Genomic DNA, 20750 nt, shown 5'->3' on the forward strand with positions numbered 1-20750 from the left:
AGAGTACAAGTACCCGGTGACTTACACACTGGCACACGCGCCCGGGCCCCTTGAGGCTTAGTGGATGCCCCGAGTCACCTCCGATGCCGCTGCCCACATCGGGCGGCGAATCGCTGAGCGTCGACGGCAGATCGCAATCACGCAGGATGAGCTCGCCGCCGGAAGCGGAATCGACTCGTCCAACGTCCGTGCATACGAGAACGGTCGCGCGATGCCGAGTGTTCACTCTCTGGTACGAATCGCGTTTGCCCTCGGGCTTGATCCCGGCGCCCTCCTGGAAGGCTTGACGCTCGACCTCTTCGCCGCGAAAGCGCACGACGGTCGCCGCCAGCGCGCGTGACGCTTCGACAGTGAGGACCGCCGTCAGATGGCGCGGGTAACGGTGATGGTTCTCGTCAACGTTGGGAGTGCTGAGGGCTCAACATCGTTGACGAAACCCATCGGGGATGACGCCGGGGCGGGAAGGGCGGGACGGGACACCCTCTGCTAGAGCTTGGCCGAGGGCGTGAAGAGTAAGGAAGGTAGCCCACACTCCGGGAAAAGCATCAGCAATTGGTGCACGGCCTTCCGTGTTTGCGGTGGCGACGGTCAGAGCTGGCGGGCGATGGAGCGGCCCACCGTGCGACCGGTGAAGATGCAGCCGCCGAGGAACGTGCCCTCGAGCGCGTTGTACCCGTGGACACCTCCGCCGCCGAACCCGGCTGCTTCGCCGGCAGCGTACAACCCATGAATCGGCGACCCGTCCTTCGCGAACGCCCGCCCGTTCAGATCAGTTTGAATGCCGCCGAGGGTTTTCCGCGTGATGATGTGGAGCTTCACGGCGATCAGTGGGCCATGAGCGGGGTCGAGGATCTTGTGCGGCTTAGCGACACGGAACAGCTTGTCGCCCGGATACCGACGCGCATTGTGGATGCCCATCACCTGGGTGTCCTTCGAGTACGGGTTGGTCATTTCTGCGTCGCGCTGCACGATCTGGCGTTCGATGTCTTCGTAGTCGAGCGTTGCGACATCGGTGATCTTGTTCATACCGGCGACGAGGTCACGGAGGTTGTCGGCGACGACGAAGTCTGCGCCGTGCTTCTTGAATGCCTCCACGGGAGGCGGCGCGCTGCGACCGAGCCGGCTTTGCAGCATCAGTTTCAGGTCATGGTTTGTAATATCGGGGTTCTGCTCGGACCCGGAGAGAGCGAACTCCTTCTTGATGATGTCCTGGGTCAGGATGAACCAGGAGTGGTCATACTCCTGAATGTCCGGCGTCGCGCGGAGCATCGTGAGGGTTCCGACGGTGTCGTATCCGGGAAGTCCCGGCGAGGGCAGGCGCCGGCCGAGCGCGTCGAACCACATCGAGGACGGGCCGGGGAGGATGCGGATGCCGTGGCTCGGCCAGATCGGGTTCCAGTTCTGAACCCCCTCGGTGTAGTGCCACATGCGATCGCGGTTGACGAGCCGCACGCCGGCGTCATCGGCGATATCGAGCATCCTTCCGTCGACATGCTTGGGCACCCCGGTGATCATCGTCTTCGGGGGTGTTCCGAGGCGCTCCGGCCACCACTTCCGCACCTGTTCGTGATTGCCGCCGATCCCGCCGGAGGCGATCACCACGGCCTGTGCGGTGAGCTGGAACTCCCCGACCTTTTCCCGGTTCGAGGTCACGCCGCGCTTCGCGGGGTCAGGCGCCAGACGTGTGCCGTGCACCCCGGTCACCGTATTGCCATCCATGATGAGACCGTCGACCTGATGCCGGAAGTAGAACGTGACGAGGTTGCTTTCCGCCGCTTCACGGGCTTTGTCGGCGAAGGGTTCGGAGATGCCCGTTCCCGTTCCCCATGGCACGTGAAAACGTGGAACCGAGTTGCCGTGTCCGCCAGCCTTGCCGTCGCCGCGCTCGGCCCACCCGACCAAGGGCGTGAACTTGACGCCTTGCTCCCGTAGCCACGACCGCTTCTCACCGGCCGCGAACTCCACATACGCCCGCCCCCATTTTCTGGCCCACTCATCCTCTGGCAGCTCACCGGTGAGCCGATCCCAGCCGGCACTGCCCTGCCAGTCCTGCCAGGCAAGATCGAAAGAGTCCTTCACTCCGTAGCGACGCTGCATGGGGGTGTTCACCAGGAATATGCCACCGAACGACCAGAAGGCCTGACCACCGAGATTCGCGGAATTCTCCTGGTCGACGATCGCCACCCGCTTACCTGCCCGGACAAGTTCGTTCGAAGCAACGAGACCAGCCAACCCGCCGCCCACGATGATGACATCGGCATCCATCCTGACTCCCACTTTCTTCACTCACCGCGAAACGGCCACCCTGCAACACTGGGGAGGAAACGTGACTCGCATCGATGTAGATACATACTGCTCTAAACACGCCCCAGGATCCTCGCAGGACGGCGCGGGACGCCCGCGCACCGGTATCACGGCACAAAAAAGCCCGCCGTGGATACGGCGGGCTTCCTGTGGACGGGATCCGTTAGAGCTTGGTGACCTGGTCGAAGCTGAGCTCCACCGGTGTCTCGCGCTCGAACAGTGAGACCAGCACGATGAGCTTGCCGCTCTCCGCCTTGATCTCGTTGATCGAGCCCGGAAGGCCCGCGAACGAGCCCTCCTTGATGGTGATCGTCTCGCCGATCTCGAAGTCGACTTCCTGGGGGATGGAACGGCCCACGGCCTTCCCGCCCTTGGCGCCGGCCTTGGCCGGAGCTTCGACGATCTGCACGAGGCTCTTCAACATGTTGAAGGCCTCTTCGAACCGCAGCGGCGTGGGGTTGTGCGAGTTACCGACGAAGCCGGTGACGCCGGGTGTGTGACGCACGACCGACCAGCTGTCTTCGTTGAGGTCCATGCGCACCAGCACGTAGCCGGGGATACGTACGCGAGTGACCAGTTTGCGCTGGCCGTTCTTAATCTCGACGACATCCTCCATTGGCACCTCGACCTGGAAGACGAAGTCCTCCATCGCCATGGAGACCTTGCGGTTCTCGATGTTCTGCTTCACGCGCTTTTCGAAACCGGCGTAGGAGTGGATGACGTACCACTTTCCATAGGCCGCCTTGAGCTCCCTGCGGAATTCGTCGTAGGGGTCGACCTCGGTCTCTTCTTCGGCCTCGTCCACGCTCGCCTGCTCGGCGAGCTCTGACACGATCTCTGCCTCGAATGCATCGTCGAACGGCACGACGTCTTCGGTCTCGCCCTCCACGGATCCGACCTCGTCATCGGTCGCCTCGACGGCGGCCTCGGCCTCGTCGGCGGAGTCGACCTCTAGCGCATCCGCGACTGCGGCATCCGCTTCGGGATCCGCGGCGAGCGCGACCGCATCAAGCGCGGCATCGAGATTTGCCTCGACATCGCTGTCGGTGTCGGTGTTGGTGTCGTCTTCGCCGTCTTCCTCATTCACAACGTGGAGCGCGCGGCTTTCGGCAGACTCGGCGGATTCTTCATCCGCGGCCAATTCGTTGCCCTCCTGCGCTTCATCCTCCTCGGAGGACTGCTCGGCAGCGGTCGCGAGGTCGATGTCGTCGCGCTTAGTTCCAGACACTGTGAATCTCATTCCATTTCTTGGGGCGAATGCGGCACTTCGCGTGCCGCCGCCGGTTCGGAAGCCTCAAGCTCCCCGCGAATCGATAATGCTGAAGAACGTTACTTGCCGAAGACGGTATTCACACCGAGCGCAAAGAGCAGATCCAGCCCGTAGACCACCGCCATCATGATGACCACAAAGACCAACACGACACCGGTATAGCTGAACAGTTCCTTGCGGGTCGGGGTGACGACCTTCTTCAGTTCATTGATTACCTGCCGGAGGAACAGGACGAGTCTGCCGAATGGGCCACGGCTTGCACCACGGTCCTGATTGGCGTTCGCGACGACGTCTTCACTCGGTTCGTCGATGACATTTCTCGCCACTTGGTCACTACCTTCCGGAAATGGCTGACCCGCACAGGTGCACGAATCGAGCTGCAGGGCGGACAGGACTTGAACCTGCAACCTGCGGTTTTGGAGACCGCTGCTCTACCAATTGAGCCACCGCCCTTCGCAGTCGAATTGTCATCATCCGCACGCTTTACGTCGAGGGCTTCGCCCGAAATGGGCATACGAAATGATGGCAGATTTCAACTACCACGCTCCAGTGTAGGCGACGGTTCCGCCGGGTGCAAAGCTGCCGGGCCGCCCAGCGACCGCACGGCGCGCACAGCGGCACACGTCACTATTGAGTATGACAACTTCTCCCCACGTGAGCGTGCGAGACCTGCGCAAGCACTACGGCGACTTCGCGGCCGTCGATGGCGTGAGCTTCGACATTCACGCGGGTGAGACATTCGCCCTGCTCGGCCCCAACGGTGCCGGAAAGTCCTCGACCATTGAGATTCTCGAGGGATATCGCGACCGCACCAGCGGTGAGGCGAGCGTGCTTGGCGTCGACCCGCAGCGCGGCGGAATCGCCTGGAAGGCGCGCCTCGGTATCGTGCTCCAGTCCAGCGGTGAGAGCGGCAACGTGACGGTGCGTGAACAACTCGCCCACTTCGCCGGTTTCTATCCGAATCCGCGAGACGTCGATGAGGTCATTGCTGCAGTCGGCCTCACCGAGAAGGCACGGGTCCGAATCAGGTCGCTCTCCGGCGGACAACAGAGGCGAGTGGATGTCGCGCTCGGCGTGATCGGTCGGCCGGAGCTGCTCTTCCTCGACGAGCCGACCACCGGGTTCGATCCGGAGGCTCGTCGCGATTTCTGGGAGCTCATCCGCGGCCTCAAAGCCGAGGGAACGACGATCCTGCTCACCACGCATTATCTCGATGAGGCCGCCCAACTGAGTGATCGTGCCGGTGTGATCGCCGGCGGGAAGCTCATCGACATCGGCACGATTGATGAGATCGGTGGAGCGGATGCCCGTATCCCGGTAGTGCGCTGGACCGACCAGAACGGTGTCCACGAGGAGCGAACCACCGAACCGGCCTCCGTCGTCGCACGTCTCCTGGCCATTACCGGCAGCGAACCCACCGCGCTCGAGGTGCGCCGCCCAAGCCTCGAAGACGTCTACCTCGAGCTCGTCGCCGCTCACACCGTGCGGCAGAAGTCCATGGAAGAGCTGGAGCGCTCACTGTGACCGCCGCCATCACGACACAGAAATTTGGCCTCGGCCGCACCCTCACGCTCGGGGCCAGCCGCATCGCCTATGAAATCAAGACCTACTTCCGTCAGGGTGACTCGGTGTTCTTCACCTTCTTGTTCCCGCTGATCCTGCTCACGATCTTCTCGGTGGCATTCAGCAAGGGCAGTTTCGGCACGACCGCGGACGGAGCGAAGGTGGCTGCGGCGGATTTCTACCTCCCCGCCATGCTCGCCGTAGGGTTGCTCCTCAGCGGCCTGCAGAACATGTCGATTGACATCGCGACGGAAAAGAGCGACGGCACCCTGAAGCGACTCGGTGGATCGCCGCTTCCGGTGCTGAGCTACTTCATCGGCAAAATCGGGCAGGTGATCGTGACCGGCATCCTGCAGTCGGCTCTTCTGATTATTGTTGCGGCCCTCGCGTTCGGGGTATTGCTGCCGACCGAACCCGTCAAGTGGCTCACCTTCGCCTGGGTGTTCCTCCTCGGTGTCTCAACCTGCGCTGTGCTGGGGATAGCGCTGAGCGCCCTTCCACGCTCGGGCAAGACCGCGACGGCCGTGATCATTCCGATCACGCTGATCCTGCAGTTCATCTCGGGCGTATATATCAACTTCTCTCAACTGCCCGAGTGGCTCCAGAACTTCGCGAGCATCTTCCCCCTCAAGTGGCTAGCCCAGGGAATGCGCTCCGTGTTCCTCCCCGACTCGTTCAAGACCCTCGAGATGGGCGGCGCCTGGAACCTCGGCGGCGTGGCCATCGTGACAGCGATCTGGCTGGTCGTGGGACTCGTAGCCTGCTGCCTGACCTTCCGTTGGATCCGGAAGGACTCCTGAGCGCCAGATACCGCGCAGCCCTTGGCAACACTGGCAGGGCGGTCATCCGGGACCACTATTCTGGCGAGGTGCTCCTGAGACTGGTTCTGATTTCGCGACCAGTGCTGTGGGTCAATACCACCGGCACGACGGCAATCGCCCTGTGGCTCGCTGGCGCCCTATGGGAGTGGGAAGCCGTTGCCCTGCTGTTGTGGGCGACGCTGCCGTTCAACCTTCTGATCTACGGCATCAATGACATCTTCGACCAGGAAACCGACGCTTTGAACTCGCGCAAGGGCGGGCTCGAGGGAGCCCGGATCGTCTCAACCGAGTCCCGGCGCATTCTTGCCGCTGTCGTGCTGACCAATCTGCCATTCGTCGCCTACTTCCTCTTCACGCTGCCGCTGGATGCGCTTGCCTGGATCCTCGCCTACATCGTCATCTTCGTGCAGTACTCGGCGCCGCCACTGCGCTTCAAGGCGAGGTCCTATCTAGACGCTCTGAGCAACGCGGCCTACGCGTTTCCCCTTGTGTTCGTGCCTCTCGCCTTCGGGGTGGCCCCGGTCTGGGCTGCGGCGATCGGACTGATGGCCTGGAGCGTGGCCAAGCACACCTTCGACGCGGTGCAGGACATCGACGTGGACCGGGAAGCCGGAATCATCACTACAGCAGTGCGTCTCGGTCCACGTTTGGCCCTGCTGTGGTGCACCGTCTGGTGGTCGGCGTCAACGATCTGCTTTGCCTTCGTCAACATCCCGGTCGCCGTGGCGAACGCCCTGATCGCCGGCTGGCTGCTGCTTCGCCTGCGCCGGGATCCGACCCCCGATGGGGCCCGCCGTCTTTACCGATATTCGATCGCGTTCCCGTACGCCGCCGGTTCGGTTGCCGGCGTGCAGATTGTGGCTGCGCTGCTGCTCGGAGGCTCCTAATGAACACACCATCACCGCGTCGGATCGTCGTACTCGGGGCCGGCATCGGCGGGCTCGCGGCTGCCGCGCTGCTGGCCAGGGCGGGGCACGACGTTACGGTGCTCGAAGGTAACGACTGGGTCGGCGGCAAGAGCCGGCGGCTCGAGGTCGGCGGCCAGCGCATCGACACCGGCCCCTCCCTCGTAACGTTCCCTGCGGTGTGGGATGAACTGATGCGCCGCTACGACGCGCTTGGCGCCGGCGATGCTTCGAGCAAAGCGGTTGATGCCAGGGGAGACTCGTCGGCAGGCCAGCTGCATCTGCGGCGTCTACCCGAGGTGGGGTGTTACTTCTACCGCGGGCAGACCGTCACACTGCCGGTCGAGGAGGGGCACCCTTGGCGGGCGGCGTGGGATCGCTTCGATCGGGAGCACGGCGGCCTCGGACCACAGATTACCTCGCTGCTCACCTCCGATCCGATCGATCCGAAGGCGCTTCCCGCGGTGGGCGCCCTCGCACGCCTGTACGGCACCCGACTCACGACCAAGCGCTTCCTCGATGCCCTGACCTGGATGCCCGAGGGATTGCGCGAGGTGATCGCCATCCACACACTGAACGCGGGGGTGCCACCCACCCGGAGCCTCTCGCTCTACGCGAGCATTCCCGCGGTGATGGCCAGGGACGGTGTCTGGGTTCCCGAGGGTGGGGTTTACGAGCTGCCGCTCGCCCTCCACCGGCTCGCCCTTCAAGCCGGTGCGCGGGTGAACACCGGCGAGAGCGTCGTGTCGGTGGAGCGGTCGCGGGTGCGCACGGTCGCGGCCGAGTACCGGGCCGACCTCGTGGTGAGCGCCCTCGACCCGGGGGTGCTCGCCGGCCTCCTGGGCGGCGGGCCGTCCCGGGCGCGAGGGCTCACCTGCTCGGGCGTCGCCATCTACGGCGTGCTCGAGAAACTTCTGCCCGAAGCCACGGCGACGCACTCCGTAGTGATGCCGGATGACCCGACCGCCCTGCACCGCAGCCTCGCGGCGGGGCTCGCGCCCGAGCAGACGATGGCCTTCGTGAACTACTACCGTCCGGGTGAGATCTACCCCAACGAAAAAGGCACCGTCGCACTGCTTCTCACCTCGCCCGCCGACGGACACCGGTACGGCCTCGACGACAGCTTCGTGCAACGGGAGATTGGGCGCATCAGTGAAGTAATCGGACTCGATCGGCCCATCACCCAGATGATCGGCGAGTACAAGATTCTCGATCCTGAGTACTTCGCGGGATGGGGCGCCACAGGCGGAGCGCTCTACGGCGCGACCCGCCCACTCTGGCAGAGCGGTCCGTTGCACGCACCCGCCTACCGGGACCCTCGACGCCGGTGGCTCTGGCGCGTCGGGGCATCAGTGCACCCCGGAGGCGGAATCCCGGCGGTGCTCGGCGGCGCAATGACCTCCAGCGCCAAGCTGCTTCGGAGCCTGCACGGCTGACGCCGCCTCCTGCGGTGTATCACTCTCGCTCTGCGGACCGCGGACCGCGGGATCGTGTTGCGCCCCGCCACCTCAGCTGGCCGAATGGGCCGACTCTTGCTAGCCTTTACCGATCCGTTATAAAACACTTCGTCGCTGCAGGCTGGCGATACCCGAAAAATCCCGAGTTTCTCGACTGCGGAAGCATCGATGATTCACGGCAAAGGACTGACCAGGTGAAACGGCAAGAGCAAAGGGAAGCCCGCCGGACACGGGCAACCTCGAAGGTGACCGCCATCGGTGCCCTCTTCGGTGTGGCTGCGCTGATCGTTTCGACCTCGCTGCCCGCCGCGGCTCTTTACCGTGCCGACTCGGCATCCGCTCTCGCGCGGTACAGCTCTGCGTTGCCCGAATCAGCCCCCGCCCAATCCTTTGCTGCCGGCACCGAGGCGACACTTGCGGTTTCCACGATCGCAGGCCGGGATGGATACACCGTCACTCTTCCTCCTCCCCCCCCACCGGTGCGGCAGGCGAAGTTGGCGAGTTTTACGCCGCGAGGAAGCTTTCTCTACACGCCCAATCCCAACGGCACCGTCCAATGGCCGTTCACACGCTACGTTCCCATCGCCAGCGGTTTCGGGGCGCGCGACGCCCCCTGCGGAGGCTGTTCGTCGTTCCATGACGGACTCGACTTTCTGCCGGGCGCCGGAGCCCCGATTGGGGCAATTGCACCGGGAGTCGTGACCATCGTCGGGCAGGACAGTGGCGGATACGCCGCCTACGGAACTCGCGTGGTCATCGAACACGTGATCAACGGACAAAAGGTGGAAAGCCTCTACGCACACATGATCGCCGGATCCCCCACCGTGGCCGTCGGCGATACCGTCACCGTCGGGCAGACCCTTGGCCTGGTGGGGAGCACGGGCGCCTCGACAGGTGCGCACCTGCACCTCGGAATCTCTCTGGGCGGCGTGTTTGTCGACCCTTACGCCTGGCTCATTGCCAACGCCAACTGAGGGCCGGCTGCCAAATCAGATGTGCACGCCGACAAGAACCGGCTCGGGCTGCAACACGACGCCGTAGGCACCGAGCACGCGGGTCTGCAGATAGCGGGCCAACTCGGCGACCTGCGCCGCGGTGGCATCCCCCGTATTGACGATCGCGAGGCTGTGCTTGCTCGAGACTGCGGCGCGCGACCCCGGAAGTCGAAATCCTCTCGCCACCCCGGAGTGCTCGATGAGCCAGGCAGCGCTTAACTTGACCCGGCGCGACTCCGCAACGGGGGCGGGATCGAGGTGACTGGGATCGTAGGCCTCAAGAGGCGTGATCGTGGAAGCCACTTCGCCCACTGCACCAGTCTCAACCGGCCAGCGTGGCACCTCCACAGGAAGTGAGCGCGCGAAATCGGCGCTCACGATCGGATTGGTGAAGAAGGATCCTGCGCTCACCGAGTCCGGATCGGTAGGGTCGAGGAGCATGCCTTTCGACCCACGAAGGGAGAGCACTGCCGCGCGCACCCGCGCGAGCGGCAGCCGAGCGCCAGCCGAGACGCCAAGCGCGGTCGCGAGTTGCGCATAACCGATTGGATCGCTCAAGGCATCGGAATTTTCCGAGAGGGAAAGGTCGATGGACACGACGATACCCGCGCGGCCGCCCTTGAGAGCTGAGCGCCGATAGCCGAACTCGAGCTCGGCAGCCGACAGCACAACGAGGTCGCCGGTGAGGTAGTCGAGAAACTCGATCGAACGCAGACTGGATGAGAGTTCCTGCCCGTAGGCGCCGATGTTCTGAATCGGCGCCGCACCGCAGGTGCCGGGAATGCCCGAGAGCGCCTCGATGCCAGCCCAGCCCTGCTCGACCGCGGCTGCGACGAGAGCATCCCAGGACTCACCCGCTTGCACACGCAACACGACACCGTCACCGGGCAGCCGTTCAATTCCCTGCGTGACCACATGGATGACCGTGCCGGGCACCCCGGCGTCCGCCACGACCAGGTTTGAGCCGCCGCCGAGCGCTAACCAATCGTCGCCAGTTGCCCAGACGACCCGCGCCGTGTCGATGAGTTGCTGGCGCGTCTCGGGAGCCACAAACTCCGCTGCGGCGCCGCCGATTCTTAGGGTGGTGAGTTCTCGCAGGTCCATCGGTCAGGCCACACTCACGCGTACCTGCGCCTTTCCGAGAACGGTCGCACCGTCGACTGTCACGGTGAGGTCGATCCTCGCGGTATCGACGTCGAGGGCGCCGACCTTCGCCACGATGATGACGCGGGCGCCGTCTGCGGTATCCACCGGTACCGGACGGGTGAAACGCACCTGGTAGTCCAGTACCCTGCCCGGGTCGCCGACCCAATCGAGGACCGGCTGAACGGCGAGTCCCATGGTGAGCATGCCGTGGGCGAGCACGCCCGGAAGCCCGACCGACTGGGCGGCGTCGTCGCGGTAGTGGATGGCATTGAAGTCTCCGGATGCCCCGGCGTAGCGCACGAGCGAGTCACGGCTCAGTGTGAATTCCGCTTCGGCGACGACCTGCCCGATCTCGAGGGATGCCGCCGAGATGTCGGTCATTCGTCACCCCGCACCACGAGGGTGGAGGTGGCAGTAACGACGTGGCCCCCGTCGGCTCCGACGATCGAAGACTCCGCGGTGACCATTGAATGCCCGCCGAGTGACTTAATACTCGCGACTGTCAGCGTGGCGGTGAGCTCGTCGCCCGCGACGATCGGGCGGGTGAAGGTGAACCGCTGGTCACCGTGAACGACACGAGAGAAGTCGATGCCGGAATCCGGTTCGGAGAGCAGCTGGCGCAGTGTGATCTCCTGCACGACCACCGCGAAGGTGGGCGATGCCACCAGGTCGCTGTAGCCGGCGGCCCGCGCAGCGGCGACATCCAGTGAAAGAGGACTCGTGGCGAACACGGCGCGAGCGAATTCGCGGATCTTCTCTCGTCCGACGAGGTAGGGCTCGGTCGGCGGAAAGACGCGCCCAACGAGCTGGGGGTTCACGGTCATGTAGTTTCCTCTGGCACAGCGAAAGCCTAATCACGAGAGAGTGGGGATGAAGAAAGCCCCGATCACCATCACTGGTGACCGGGGCTCCCGGTAGAGCTATTGGCTTACTGGCAGCTGTCGCACTGCAGGTCGTCCATCGGGTCGACCGGCACTGCATATCCACCAATGAAACTGTTGTCGTTGTCCATGGGATCCTCCTGGGGGCTCGTGGCGAAAAATATAAAAGTTTGATACTCCGTCACCGCTTGTTCGTACTTGGTGCCGTCGTGGGTTCCCACTATATAACCGGAATGACACTCCTGTCATTCCACTACATCTAGTGTTTTCGGCGTGTCGTGATAATTTTCATCGTCGACCGCGCCAGCGACGTTCGTACGCACGCGATGTCCGCAACGGCGAGCGCAGGTCGTCAGTCCCGCTGTGGTCACGGTCACCGATCGTGTTCACTGCGCAATCGGTTTCCCCCTTGGCACTCTGGCCGTACAACCGTCGATCCTTGGCGTGACTGTGAGGCCAACCGGCGCGACAACCGGTCTGATCACCCCCGAATCGCAACTTGAACGCCCCACTTCGCGGGGCCTCGTTACCCAATTGAGACTTTTTGTAGGGTCTGGGCTAGCCTGATCGGATGAATTCTTACGCCGCGAAGCTCGGCGCCCTCGTGGCAGCGGGTGCTCTCATTGCGACCGTGGCCATTCCCGCCTATGCCGCAGTCGGACCCGCTGCGGCGGTTACGAGCCACAGCCCATCGGTCCAGACGATCTCGCTCGTCTCCCGTGTGGCGCTCACCGCACCCCCCCGCGACGGCTACTCGGTAACCAACCCGCAACCGGTGGCGATCGTCGCGGCAGTGGGCCAGGCCCCGGTCGGTAATAAATTCAGCGGCCTCACTGTCAACCCCCCGGCACCGTCCTACAGCGGTGCGGCGGTGCTTCAATACGCGTCACAGTTCGTGGGCGTGGTGCCCTACGGCACCGGAAACAGCCCAGACACCAGCTTCTCGTGCGATGGCTTCACCCAGTACGTGTTCTCCGGGTTCGGCATCAGCCTCCCCCGCGGAGCCGACCATCAGGCCCGCCTTGGCGTGCGTATCAGCCAAGCGGATGCCGTGGCCGGCGACCTGGTCTACTGGCCAGGCCAGCACATCGGCATCTACGACGGTGCGGGCGGCATGTACAACTCCCCGCGACCGGGTCGCTATGTTGAGCACGTGGGCAGCCTCTGGGGCTCGCCGCTCTTCATCCGCCTGACCGTTTAGATTCCCTCAAAGCCGCTCGGCGGTCCGCTCGAGGTAATTCCGGTGCATCGCCGTCTGGGCGAGGGCGGAGTACAGAAAGAAATCCGTGAGGTTCTGCCACCCCGCGGTCCAGGTGAGTCTGGCCGCGATCTCCCAGTTACTCGAATCCGGCGCATCGGCCAGCACTGCAACCACCTCGCGCGATCTCCGGAGGTGATGTTCGGCCGATGCCGCGGCCCGAACGGTGACACCGCGGAAACGGTAGCCATGACCCGGCAGCACCTCATGGTCGGGAAACGCGCTCACTCGCTGGAGTCCCCAAAGGTAGTCGGCAAGTGGGTTAGACGCGGTGGGGGCTCCGAGGCCGAGCCCGGCATGCATCATCGGCAGGAGGTGATCCCCGGTAAAAAGCAGCCTGCGCGCGCCCTCACGCAGGCAGAGGTGGCCGGAGGTATGACCCGGCGTGAGCAGGGCGCGCAGGTCGAAGCCGGGGATGTCGAGACGCTCGCCGTCGACGAGCGTGCGGTCTGCCCGTGGAGCGACGAAACGCGAGGCTTGATCAGCGACCCTCACAATCTCGCGGCGACGTTCGATCGGAACGCCCCAGGTCTCGACCAGCCGTTCGACCGCCTCTGCCGCCTGCGGCGTTACGAACGGCGAACCAATCGCGGCGGCCTCCGTCTCGTGAAGCTGGAGAGGAGCTCCGGATGCTCGACGCAGCCGATCGGCGAGTCCGATGTGGTCGGGATGCAGGTGGGTGGCCGTGATCGAGCGGACATCGGCCGGTGACGCATCGAGGCTCGTGAGCACCGCGGTGAGGGCATCCCAGTTCGCGTCGGAATCCCATCCCGGATCGATCACATGAAAGGCGCGGTCGGAGTCACGCAGCAGGTAGAGCAGTGAATACGGGAGGTGCGCGCCCGGCATTCGCTGGGCAACGGCCCAGACGTCGTCGCGCACCTGCTCAGGCGCCGGAACCGTGCCAGACCGGGATGCCTCGAACTGGGCGGAACTGGTGGGATGCATCGGCCCCCTCTCGAACTTCGGAGGCAATCGCCCCTTCAAAACCATACGTCCGGTACCGACGGCGGGCTGTCGCGCGCAGAATGGATGGATACCTCCCAGCCACCAGGAATCGAGAGCCATGTCTGCACCAAAATTGCCGCTGAAGCTTGGTTACAAGGCATCCGCAGAGCAGTTCGCGCCCCGGGAACTGGTAGAGATCGCCGTCGCGGCAGAGTCTCACGGATTTGAGAGCGTCGCCGTCAGCGATCACTTCCAGCCGTGGCGACACACCGGCGGGCATGCACCGTTCTCCCTCGCCTGGATGGCCGCCGTTGGCGAGCGCACCTCCACGATCCAGATCGGCACCTCGGTGATGACCCCGACGTTTCGATACAACCCGGCCGTGCTTGCCCAGGCATTTGCGACCCTCGGATGCCTCTACCCCGGCCGCATCATGGTCGGGGTCGGTACGGGTGAGGCGCTCAACGAGATCGCGACCGGCTTCCGGGGTGCCGGTGAGCAGGACTGGCCCGAGTTCAAGGAGCGTTACGCCCGACTGCGTGAGGCGGTCTCGCTCATGAGGGAACTCTGGACCGGTGACCGGGTCAATTTCACGGGTGAGTATTACTCGACGCATGACGCGAGCATCTACGACCGGCCGGAGGGCGGCATCCCGGTATACATCGCGGCGGGCGGACCGGTCGTGGCCGGCTATGCGGGTCGGGCCGGCGACGGTTTCATCTGCACCTCGGGTAAAGGAATGGACCTCTACACCGAGAAGCTCATCCCTGCTGTCGCGGCGGGCGCCGAAAAGGCGGGACGGGATGTCGAGGCCATCGATCACATGATCGAGATCAAGATCTCCTACGACACCGACCCCGATCTCGCGCTCGAGAACACCCGCTTCTGGGCTCCGCTGTCGCTCTCTGCCGAGCAAAAGCACGACCTCACCGATCCGATCGAGATGGAGAAGGCGGCGGATGCCCTGTCGATCGAGCAGATTGCCACCCGCTGGATCGTGGGCTCCGATCCCGAGGAAGCTGCCGCCCGCATCGGAGAGTACATCGACGCGGGCTTCAACCACCTCGTCTTCCACGCGCCCGGGCACGACCAGCGCCGCTTCCTGGAGTCCTTCGAACGCGATCTCGCACCCCGCCTGCGCGCACGTTAGGATCCCCGCCGGCGGCGGCGAGCGCCTCGGTCCCGTCGGTCCCGTCGGCCCCGTCGGTCGCGTCGGTCGCGTGACAGCCGGGGCTCGTGGCGGGGGATACGCCGGCTCCCGGCGGCAAGATCACCTCGCGGAGGGTGTCATGACTCCCTCCGCGAGGTGATATCGCCGCCGCGAGCGTTTCGTGACGTGGCGGGGGCGCAAGGAGGGTGAGGTGCGCCCGCCGGGGTACCTCATGCGATCGACCCGAACGTGCGGGTGTTGATAGTTCTCGTGTTCATCGTGCTCGAGCGGCGCAGCCCGCGGACCCCAGCGTTGTGACGGGTGGTCTCACCGCACCCACCGAAAGAATAATTCCCCGGAAGATCGGTCAGACGATCCTGTTGCACGGCGCGAATGGAGACGTTGGCGGCATCCTCATCCAGCTCGCCCACCTCACCGGGGCGCACCAGATCGACACCACATTGCCGGAACATCAGGCCTCTCTCCTCGCTCTGCGGGCTGTGAGCCGGTGGACTACAACGATCCACAGCAGGATGGGCAGTGACGCACGCGTCGTTTCGCATGCTCGCTTCGACGGGCACTCTGGGCTGCCGAGCCATCGTGAGGTGCGGATCGGATGCCTCGAAGGTGAAGAAGTTTTTCCAGATCCGCGTCATAGTTCCCTTCCGAGCGCGTCGCTCCTATTAGGACGTATCAGCAAGAGTGATCAAATGAGCCATTTGGTCTGGATCAAGGAGGATCTATGAAGTTCCGAACTCTGACAGGAACACACGCCGGACGCATCGTGCTCACCGCGGTTCCCGTGGCCGTTGTCGCCACCGCGCTCATGGGCGGAGTGGCGAACGGCGCCGTACCCGTCTCGTTTGCGGTATCGGGCAGCCAATTCCAGATCAGCGCCTCTCAGCTCGACGGCACCGGGTTCTCGCAGTACGCGGGTGTAACCAACGACACGGCCGGTAAGCCGCACCAGGTCGCGATCGCCAACATCGCATCGGCCAACCTCGCCGACCTCTGCCAGTCGGTCGTCACGGACACTCCGCTGGGCAGAGTGGGGCTGCTCATCACGGCGGGCGGCGGCGGCAAGCCCGCAAAGGCGACCGACCTGCAGATCGGCATGACCGACCTTAGGGGTGACTCGACCTTCAACAACATCCGCATCGGTGTCGATGCGTCAACGGTGAACACGAGCCACAAGGGCACGGCCGGTGACTTCGCCCAGGATGCCGACTCGCTCAAGATCGTCGGACTCCAGCAGACCGCATGGTCGACCCAGGCCTCGGTGTTCACACTCACCGGCATGCACCTCCAGCTCACGGACGGCAGCAAGGGATGCTTCTGATGGCCTCCTCCCGTCTCGCTATGTTCCCTGCCTGGCGATGCCAGCGGCCCTTTGTCGGCGGTATTCTCGCCGCCCTTGCCGGGATGGAGATGTTCTTCTCGGGGCAGCTCGACGTCGGCAATATCCACGTTCAGGTCGGAATCGAGGGACTGCAGGCCACGATCATCCCCGTTCTGATGGTCCTGCTCGGCATCCTCGCGATGCTCATGCCGGTGCACCGCATCTTTTACGGCGTGATCGTTCTCGTGCTGTCGGTCTACTCCCTTATCGGCGTAAATCTCGGCGGCTTCTTCATCGGAATGTTGCTCGGCGCGATCGGCGGCATCCTGATCGTCGCGTGGATGCCGAAGAAGGCCGCCCACGCCACGAGCCAAGAGCCGGCCGAAGCCCCTGCCGATCCCGCCCCGGTGGAGCCGGCTCCTTTAGTACCGGGCCGGTCCTGACCGGCCCGGTACGGCGTGCGTCGCGCCGTCGCACCGCCGGAGCCCCTGGCACGCTCGCCCTGGCCGCAGTGCTCATCGCGGCCCTGTCGGGTATCAGCGCCGCGCGGGTTCCCGGCGCTGGGATGTGCATCCCACTGCTGATGCAGTGCGGCTCGGCACAGCCGTCCCCGGCACCGACTCCGACTTCGACCCTGGCGCCGGCGCCCGGGCCGATTCCGACGTTCCCGGCCATTCCCATCCCCGGCGGAATTGGCTCCGCGCCGGCAGCGCCCGGCTCGTCGGTTGTGGGAGTGCCGGATACCGAAGCCCCGACATTCACGCTGCCGGCCGCCCAGCTCGGCGGCTCCTCGATCTCGATCTCGGGCCTTCATTCCGTGAGCGTGGTCACGGTGCCATTGGCAGACGGTACGCGCACCACCGCTCTCAAGATCGTCGCCGACGGGGTGACCGTGGAAGACTTCCTGCTCGATGTGCGCAAGGCCACCGGGCCATCACTTGTGACCAATGCGACGCGGATGCAGCTTCGCGGCGCCGTGACGGTCTACCTCGACTCGCTCACGGCTACCCTGCTCGATGGCACGGCCCTCGCGCTCGGGGCGGCGACGCCTCCGCCGGGAAACGAACTGCCCCCGACGATGCTCAGGGTTAACCTCGGACTGGTCGGAGTCACCGCGAACTCGATCGCCTTCACCGCGCCGCACCAGTCACTGAAGTAGCGACGGCCGCAGTGCGAACCCGGCCTCTCGGTGGCCTGCGCCGCCTGCACGAGGACCACTGGACGGCGTTGCACTGCTCGGCGAGGTGCGGGTGGCGGAGGGCGACGGTCAACGTCGGTTGCCGGCGAGCCTGTCGGCAGGGCATGGTTCTGCGACGAGCACCCAATCGACGCCGTCCACGGGGCGATGTCAGCACCGTGCTTTTTACCCCCGGTCATCCCAAGAAATACTTCGACGGGGCAAAAAGCTCACACTTTCATTCGCCCGACAGCACGCGGTTAGCATGGAATGGTACAGAAATTTGAGGCCGTCATCATGCCAACCTTCCCCGCGCTAACATCACCACGCACACTAACCTCTTCGGAGATCGCTGCCCTCCGGGCCGATTTCCCTATCCTTCATCGGGAGGTGAATGGGCGCCCCCTCGTCTACCTCGACTCTGGCGCGACATCCCAGAAACCTCGCTCCGTCATCGAGGTCGAACGCGAATATTACGAGCGCGAGAATGCGGCGGTCCATCGCGGAGCCCACACACTGGCTGCGCTCGCGACCGAGCGTTTCGAGGATGCGCGAGCCACGGTCGCTCGTTTTGTCGGTGCGCGTGAAGACGAGATCGTCTGGACCTCCAATGCCACCGAGGCACTGAATCTGGTCGCCTATGCGATCGGTAACGCAACCGCTGGCCGCGGTGGACCGGCAGCGGAGCGATTTCGCCTCGCATCCGGCGACGAGATCGTCGTCACCGAAATGGAGCACCACGCCAATCTGGTGCCGTGGCAGGAACTCGCGGCAAGAACCGGAGCGGTGTTGCGCTTCATTCCCATTTCCGCAGACGGCACGCTGCGCATGGACGAGGCGGCCCGCCTCATCACCTCGCGCACGCGAATCCTTGCCTTCACACATGTCTCCAACGTGCTCGGCGTCATCAACCCGGTGCAGGAACTGGTCGCTCTGGCGCGCTCGGTTGGCGCTCTTACCGTTCTCGACGCATGCCAGTCTGCGCCGCATCTTCCGCTCGATCTTGCCGCCCTGGATGTTGACTTCGCAGCATTCTCCGGGCATAAGATGCTCGGTCCAACCGGCATCGGCGTGCTATTCGGCCGCAGCGAATTACTCAATGCATTACCGCCATTCCTCACCGGAGGATCGATGATCACCACCGTCACTATGGACAGCGCAGAATATCTGCCATCCCCGCATCGGTTCGAGGCCGGTACCCAACGCGTTTCGCAGGCAATAGCGCTGGCGAGCGCCGTCGACTACCTCGACCACATCGGAATCGACCGCATCGCCCAGCACGAAGCGACTCTCGGGCAGCATCTTGTTGTCGGGCTGAACGAGATACCGAGGGTGACCGTCCTCGGCCCGGGTATCGGGCAGGCTCGAGTCGGCTTGGCCAGCTTTGACGTCGAGGGTGTTCACTCGCACGACATCGGCCAGTTCCTCGACGACCGGTCGATTGCAGTACGTGTCGGTCATCACTGCACCCAACCCCTCCACCGAAGGTTGGGTATCACCTCGTCAACGAGGGCGAGCGCCTACCTCTACACCACTGAAGACGAGGTCAACGACTTTCTCAATGCGCTCTCCGATGCGACAAAGTTCTTTGGTGTGAACGCGTGAGTTCTGCGATGGAATCCCTCTACCAGGAAGTGATTCTCGACCTGTCGCGCCGCCCGCACGGTCGCGGCCTTGAAGATCACGCGGCCGCTGAATCGCACCAGATCAATCCCACCTGCGGCGACGAGATCACTCTGCAACTGCACTTGGAGCCCGGAACGGATCGCATCCGCGCCATTCGGTGGGAGGGTCATGGCTGCGCTATCTCCCAGGCCTCCGCTTCGCTCTTCTCCGATCTCGCGCCGGGTCTGACAACGGCCGATCTCGCGGCCCGCATCGAGCTCTTCCGCGTCGCGATGCGGTCACGTGGCACGATCGAGCCCGATGAAGAACTGCTCGGCGATGCTGTCGCCCTCGGTGGGGTGTCCCGATATGCGTCGCGAGTCAAATGCGCGATGCTCGCCTGGGTTGCTGGCGAACAGGCGATCATCCTGGCTGCAGCGGCATAAGGGGAGCCGGAGCGAAGGCAGTGTGCCCCGAAGGCAGTGTCGGGGCCAAGCTGGTGATCGGCGCCATCGGCCGGGTCGAAACGGGAACGGCCCGGCATAGTGCTGGCGGGCGTGCCGCAGCCACCGTCATTCCAGGGTGAAGTTGTCCGTTCTCACCTAAAGTACGGTGGCCGGAGTGTCGAGGTCGGCGTCCAGCAGCACCTCCACGCCCCCGATAAATCGTTCCGACCACATCCTGGACACCCTCCCCCACGAAGGCGCACCAACACCCCCGGAATCACTCATCTCGCCCCCGGTAAGGTACTTTGTGGATTATGTCGGTGCACAAACGTCTCAATGCTGCCCTTTCCCAACTGACCGGATACGAAGTACGGCGTGCCCGCCCGCGCACAGGCGGCGGGACCTCTGCGGCGAAGATTCCGCAGGATATCGATGAGGAAGCCGCGGCGATCATCGGCCTGGTGCGGCCGTACACGATGACGAGCTTCGAGAAGCTGTACGCGGTGATCATGGCAGCCCGCTACGTCACCCGGCACAACATCCCAGGGGCGGTCGTGGAATGCGGCGTGTGGCGCGGCGGGAGCATGCACGCGATTGCCCGGGCGCTCGACGCTGCGGGCGCACACGACCGCGACCTTTACCTGTTCGACACGTACGAGGGCATGCCCGCGCCCGGTCCGCGGGACCGGCGGACCGACGGTCGACCCGCGGCCGAGCTGTTGGCCTCTTCCGACAAGACATCCCGCGTATGGGCGTATGCCTCCCTCGAGGATGTGCAGGAAGGCTTCCGTCAGGTCCCCTACCCGCAAGAGAAGCTGCATTTCGTCAAGGGACCGGTCGAGCAGACCATCCCCGGCATGGCACCCGAACGCATTGCCATACTTCGGCTTGACACGGATTGGTACGAATCAACCGCACACGAGCTGGCGCACCTGTATGACCGGCTTATTCCGGGCGGTGTTCTCCTGCTCGACGACTACGGCTGGTGGCAAGGCTCCCGCGAGGCCGTCGACGAGTTCATCGCCCGCACCGGTGTCCGGCTCTTCCTTGCCCGCACAGGCAGCGGACGCGTCGCCATCAAACCCTCCGAATAGGCCCGCGTCTGCGTCAGCGCCCAAGTGCAATCAGCGTCGGCTGCTCCGGCGACGGCGCCCAACTTGACCGGTCAGTACAAGCGAGCGCGAGGATGACGCCGACAGGTTGCCTGCCCGCGGCAAGGCTGATTCCTCACGGAAATGTTGTAGCGGGAGCGGGACTTGAACCCGCGACACCACGATTATGAGCCGTGTGCTCTAACCACCTGAGCTACCCCGCCGGGACGCGGCCCGACGAAGGGCTGCGCGAGCCCCCTGTGGGAATCGGACCCACTACCTCTTCCTTACCAAGGAAGTGCTCTACCAATGAGCTAAGGGGGCGTGAAATGTCAATCACACCAATTGCGTCTATCGAACCACGTCGGTTGCACGGCGCTGCGAACAGCGCGGC

22 protein-coding genes and 3 tRNA genes are annotated in these 20750 nt (G+C 64.4%); 14 read left to right on the top strand and 11 right to left on the bottom strand.

Annotated features, from left to right (window positions below):
• Nucleotides 1-64: 64 nt before the first annotated feature.
• Nucleotides 65-340, top strand: a complete 276-nt coding sequence (locus RCH11_RS09340; protein WP_327056720.1) for a helix-turn-helix domain-containing protein — start codon at nt 65-67, stop codon at nt 338-340.
• A gap of 248 nt (nt 341-588) precedes the next feature.
• Here RCH11_RS09340 and RCH11_RS09345 read toward each other — a convergent pair whose 3' ends face one another.
• From RCH11_RS09345 to RCH11_RS09360, 4 genes are all read right to left on the bottom strand, one after another.
• On the bottom strand, nt 589-2265 hold the full coding sequence (locus tag RCH11_RS09345) for an FAD-binding dehydrogenase (protein ID WP_327056721.1): 1677 nt from the start codon (nt 2263-2265) through the stop codon (nt 589-591).
• A 202-nt stretch (nt 2266-2467) separates the two neighbouring features.
• Nucleotides 2468-3532 carry a transcription termination/antitermination protein NusG gene (gene nusG, locus RCH11_RS09350; RefSeq protein ID WP_327056722.1) on the bottom strand — a complete coding sequence of 355 codons (1065 nt, stop codon included), beginning with the start codon at nt 3530-3532 and terminating at the stop codon, nt 2468-2470.
• A gap of 101 nt (nt 3533-3633) precedes the next feature.
• Nucleotides 3634-3900 carry a preprotein translocase subunit SecE gene (gene secE, locus RCH11_RS09355; protein WP_327056723.1) on the bottom strand — a complete coding sequence of 89 codons (267 nt, stop codon included), beginning with the start codon at nt 3898-3900 and terminating at the stop codon, nt 3634-3636.
• A gap of 54 nt (nt 3901-3954) precedes the next feature.
• A tRNA-Trp gene (locus RCH11_RS09360) sits at nt 3955-4027 on the bottom strand.
• 183 nt (nt 4028-4210) lie between these two features.
• Here RCH11_RS09360 and RCH11_RS09365 point away from each other — a divergent pair.
• The 5 genes from RCH11_RS09365 to RCH11_RS09385 all read left to right on the top strand — a co-directional run bounded on the left by RCH11_RS09365 (nt 4211) and on the right by RCH11_RS09385 (nt 9294).
• Nucleotides 4211-5098, top strand: a complete 888-nt coding sequence (locus RCH11_RS09365; protein ID WP_327056724.1) for an ABC transporter ATP-binding protein — start codon at nt 4211-4213, stop codon at nt 5096-5098.
• Complete coding sequence (locus RCH11_RS09370; protein ID WP_327056725.1) at nt 5095-5937, top strand: ABC transporter permease; 843 nt, start codon at nt 5095-5097, stop codon at nt 5935-5937. The genes RCH11_RS09365 and RCH11_RS09370 overlap by 4 nt, the downstream gene beginning before the upstream one ends.
• A 68-nt stretch (nt 5938-6005) precedes the next feature.
• Nucleotides 6006-6845 carry a UbiA family prenyltransferase gene (locus RCH11_RS09375; RefSeq protein ID WP_327056726.1) on the top strand — a complete coding sequence of 280 codons (840 nt, stop codon included), beginning with the start codon at nt 6006-6008 and terminating at the stop codon, nt 6843-6845.
• Nucleotides 6845-8299 carry a phytoene desaturase family protein gene (locus tag RCH11_RS09380; RefSeq protein ID WP_327056727.1) on the top strand — a complete coding sequence of 485 codons (1455 nt, stop codon included), beginning with the start codon at nt 6845-6847 and terminating at the stop codon, nt 8297-8299. The genes RCH11_RS09375 and RCH11_RS09380 overlap by 1 nt, the downstream gene beginning before the upstream one ends.
• Nucleotides 8300-8565: 266 nt before the next feature.
• On the top strand, nt 8566-9294 hold the full coding sequence (locus RCH11_RS09385; RefSeq protein WP_327056728.1) for a M23 family metallopeptidase: 729 nt from the start codon (nt 8566-8568) through the stop codon (nt 9292-9294).
• A 15-nt stretch (nt 9295-9309) separates the two neighbouring features.
• Here the strand turns inward: RCH11_RS09385 and RCH11_RS09390 are convergent, their stop codons facing one another.
• The 3 genes from RCH11_RS09390 to RCH11_RS09400 are packed head-to-tail and all read right to left on the bottom strand — an operon-like array spanning nt 9310 to nt 11285.
• Nucleotides 9310-10419, bottom strand: a complete 1110-nt coding sequence (locus RCH11_RS09390; RefSeq protein ID WP_327056729.1) for a UDP-N-acetylmuramate dehydrogenase — start codon at nt 10417-10419, stop codon at nt 9310-9312.
• A 3-nt stretch (nt 10420-10422) separates the two neighbouring features.
• Complete coding sequence (locus RCH11_RS09395; RefSeq protein WP_327056730.1) at nt 10423-10842, bottom strand: MaoC/PaaZ C-terminal domain-containing protein; 420 nt, start codon at nt 10840-10842, stop codon at nt 10423-10425.
• The gene (locus RCH11_RS09400; protein ID WP_327056731.1) at nt 10839-11285 is read right to left on the bottom strand and encodes a MaoC family dehydratase N-terminal domain-containing protein; all 447 of its coding nucleotides are present in this window, start codon (nt 11283-11285) and stop codon (nt 10839-10841) included. Before RCH11_RS09400 ends, RCH11_RS09395 begins: the two co-directional genes overlap by 4 nt.
• Nucleotides 11286-11913: 628 nt before the next feature.
• On the opposite strand from RCH11_RS09400, the gene RCH11_RS09405 reads away from it, so the two are divergent.
• Nucleotides 11914-12543, top strand: a complete 630-nt coding sequence (locus tag RCH11_RS09405) for a C40 family peptidase (protein WP_327056732.1) — start codon at nt 11914-11916, stop codon at nt 12541-12543.
• A gap of 6 nt (nt 12544-12549) precedes the next feature.
• On the opposite strand, the gene RCH11_RS09410 is transcribed toward RCH11_RS09405, so the two are convergent.
• Nucleotides 12550-13548 (bottom strand): MBL fold metallo-hydrolase, encoded by a 999-nt coding sequence (locus RCH11_RS09410; RefSeq protein WP_327056733.1) that lies wholly within the window; start codon nt 13546-13548, stop codon nt 12550-12552.
• 118 nt (nt 13549-13666) lie between these two features.
• On the opposite strand from RCH11_RS09410, the gene fgd reads away from it, so the two are divergent.
• Nucleotides 13667-14698: a glucose-6-phosphate dehydrogenase (coenzyme-F420) gene (gene fgd / locus RCH11_RS09415; RefSeq protein WP_327056734.1), complete on the top strand. Its 1032-nt coding sequence runs from the start codon at nt 13667-13669 to the stop codon at nt 14696-14698.
• Between the two features lie 230 nt (nt 14699-14928).
• On the opposite strand, the gene RCH11_RS09420 is transcribed toward fgd, so the two are convergent.
• A complete protein-coding gene (locus tag RCH11_RS09420) occupies nt 14929-15354 on the bottom strand; it encodes a hypothetical protein (protein WP_327056735.1) in 426 nt (141 codons plus the stop codon).
• Nucleotides 15355-15440: 86 nt separating this feature from the next.
• Between RCH11_RS09420 and RCH11_RS09425 the strand changes: the two genes are divergently transcribed.
• The 6 genes from RCH11_RS09425 to RCH11_RS09450 all read left to right on the top strand — a co-directional run bounded on the left by RCH11_RS09425 (nt 15441) and on the right by RCH11_RS09450 (nt 20359).
• Nucleotides 15441-16037, top strand: a complete 597-nt coding sequence (locus RCH11_RS09425; RefSeq protein ID WP_327056736.1) for a DUF6230 family protein — start codon at nt 15441-15443, stop codon at nt 16035-16037.
• Nucleotides 16037-16480 (top strand): DUF6114 domain-containing protein, encoded by a 444-nt coding sequence (locus RCH11_RS09430; RefSeq protein ID WP_327056737.1) that lies wholly within the window; start codon nt 16037-16039, stop codon nt 16478-16480. Before RCH11_RS09425 ends, RCH11_RS09430 begins: the two co-directional genes overlap by 1 nt.
• 68 nt (nt 16481-16548) lie before the next feature.
• The gene (locus RCH11_RS09435) at nt 16549-17196 is read left to right on the top strand and encodes a hypothetical protein (RefSeq protein ID WP_327056738.1); all 648 of its coding nucleotides are present in this window, start codon (nt 16549-16551) and stop codon (nt 17194-17196) included.
• A gap of 315 nt (nt 17197-17511) precedes the next feature.
• The gene (locus tag RCH11_RS09440) at nt 17512-18819 is read left to right on the top strand and encodes a SufS family cysteine desulfurase (protein WP_327056739.1); all 1308 of its coding nucleotides are present in this window, start codon (nt 17512-17514) and stop codon (nt 18817-18819) included.
• Nucleotides 18816-19265, top strand: coding sequence for a Fe-S cluster assembly sulfur transfer protein SufU (sufU, locus tag RCH11_RS09445; protein ID WP_442789026.1), 450 nt, complete (start codon nt 18816-18818; stop codon nt 19263-19265). Before RCH11_RS09440 ends, sufU begins: the two co-directional genes overlap by 4 nt.
• 314 nt (nt 19266-19579) lie before the next feature.
• Complete coding sequence (locus tag RCH11_RS09450; protein WP_327056740.1) at nt 19580-20359, top strand: TylF/MycF/NovP-related O-methyltransferase; 780 nt, start codon at nt 19580-19582, stop codon at nt 20357-20359.
• Between the two features lie 147 nt (nt 20360-20506).
• On the opposite strand, the gene RCH11_RS09455 is transcribed toward RCH11_RS09450, so the two are convergent.
• Both RCH11_RS09455 and RCH11_RS09460 read right to left on the bottom strand, forming a co-directional pair.
• Nucleotides 20507-20580 (bottom strand) — tRNA-Met (locus RCH11_RS09455).
• A 28-nt stretch (nt 20581-20608) separates the two neighbouring features.
• Nucleotides 20609-20680, bottom strand: a tRNA-Thr gene (locus RCH11_RS09460).
• Nucleotides 20681-20750 lie beyond the last annotated feature (70 nt).

The sequence above is a fragment of the Glaciihabitans sp. GrIS 2.15 genome, assembly GCF_035984695.1.
Taxonomy (GTDB): domain Bacteria; phylum Actinomycetota; class Actinomycetes; order Actinomycetales; family Microbacteriaceae; genus Lacisediminihabitans.

Excerpts from the sequence above, each read along its gene's own strand:
- RCH11_RS09340 (WP_327056720.1), top strand. The coding sequence starts at position 65 with ATGCCCCGAGTCACCTCCGATGCCGCTGCCCACATCGGGCGGCGAATC.
- RCH11_RS09345 (WP_327056721.1), bottom strand. The coding sequence starts at position 2,265 with ATGGATGCCGATGTCATCATCGTGGGCGGCGGGTTGGCTGGTCTCGTT.
- RCH11_RS09365 (WP_327056724.1), top strand. The coding sequence starts at position 4,211 with ATGACAACTTCTCCCCACGTGAGCGTGCGAGACCTGCGCAAGCACTAC.
- RCH11_RS09380 (WP_327056727.1), top strand. The coding sequence starts at position 6,845 with ATGAACACACCATCACCGCGTCGGATCGTCGTACTCGGGGCCGGCATC.
- RCH11_RS09390 (WP_327056729.1), bottom strand. The coding sequence starts at position 10,419 with ATGGACCTGCGAGAACTCACCACCCTAAGAATCGGCGGCGCCGCAGCG.
- RCH11_RS09395 (WP_327056730.1), bottom strand. The coding sequence starts at position 10,842 with ATGACCGACATCTCGGCGGCATCCCTCGAGATCGGGCAGGTCGTCGCC.
- RCH11_RS09400 (WP_327056731.1), bottom strand. The coding sequence starts at position 11,285 with ATGACCGTGAACCCCCAGCTCGTTGGGCGCGTCTTTCCGCCGACCGAG.
- RCH11_RS09405 (WP_327056732.1), top strand. The coding sequence starts at position 11,914 with ATGAATTCTTACGCCGCGAAGCTCGGCGCCCTCGTGGCAGCGGGTGCT.
- RCH11_RS09410 (WP_327056733.1), bottom strand. The coding sequence starts at position 13,548 with ATGCATCCCACCAGTTCCGCCCAGTTCGAGGCATCCCGGTCTGGCACG.
- fgd (WP_327056734.1), top strand. The coding sequence starts at position 13,667 with ATGTCTGCACCAAAATTGCCGCTGAAGCTTGGTTACAAGGCATCCGCA.
- RCH11_RS09420 (WP_327056735.1), bottom strand. The coding sequence starts at position 15,354 with ATGACGCGGATCTGGAAAAACTTCTTCACCTTCGAGGCATCCGATCCG.
- RCH11_RS09425 (WP_327056736.1), top strand. The coding sequence starts at position 15,441 with ATGAAGTTCCGAACTCTGACAGGAACACACGCCGGACGCATCGTGCTC.
- RCH11_RS09430 (WP_327056737.1), top strand. The coding sequence starts at position 16,037 with ATGGCCTCCTCCCGTCTCGCTATGTTCCCTGCCTGGCGATGCCAGCGG.
- RCH11_RS09440 (WP_327056739.1), top strand. The coding sequence starts at position 17,512 with ATGCCAACCTTCCCCGCGCTAACATCACCACGCACACTAACCTCTTCG.
- RCH11_RS09450 (WP_327056740.1), top strand. The coding sequence starts at position 19,580 with ATGTCGGTGCACAAACGTCTCAATGCTGCCCTTTCCCAACTGACCGGA.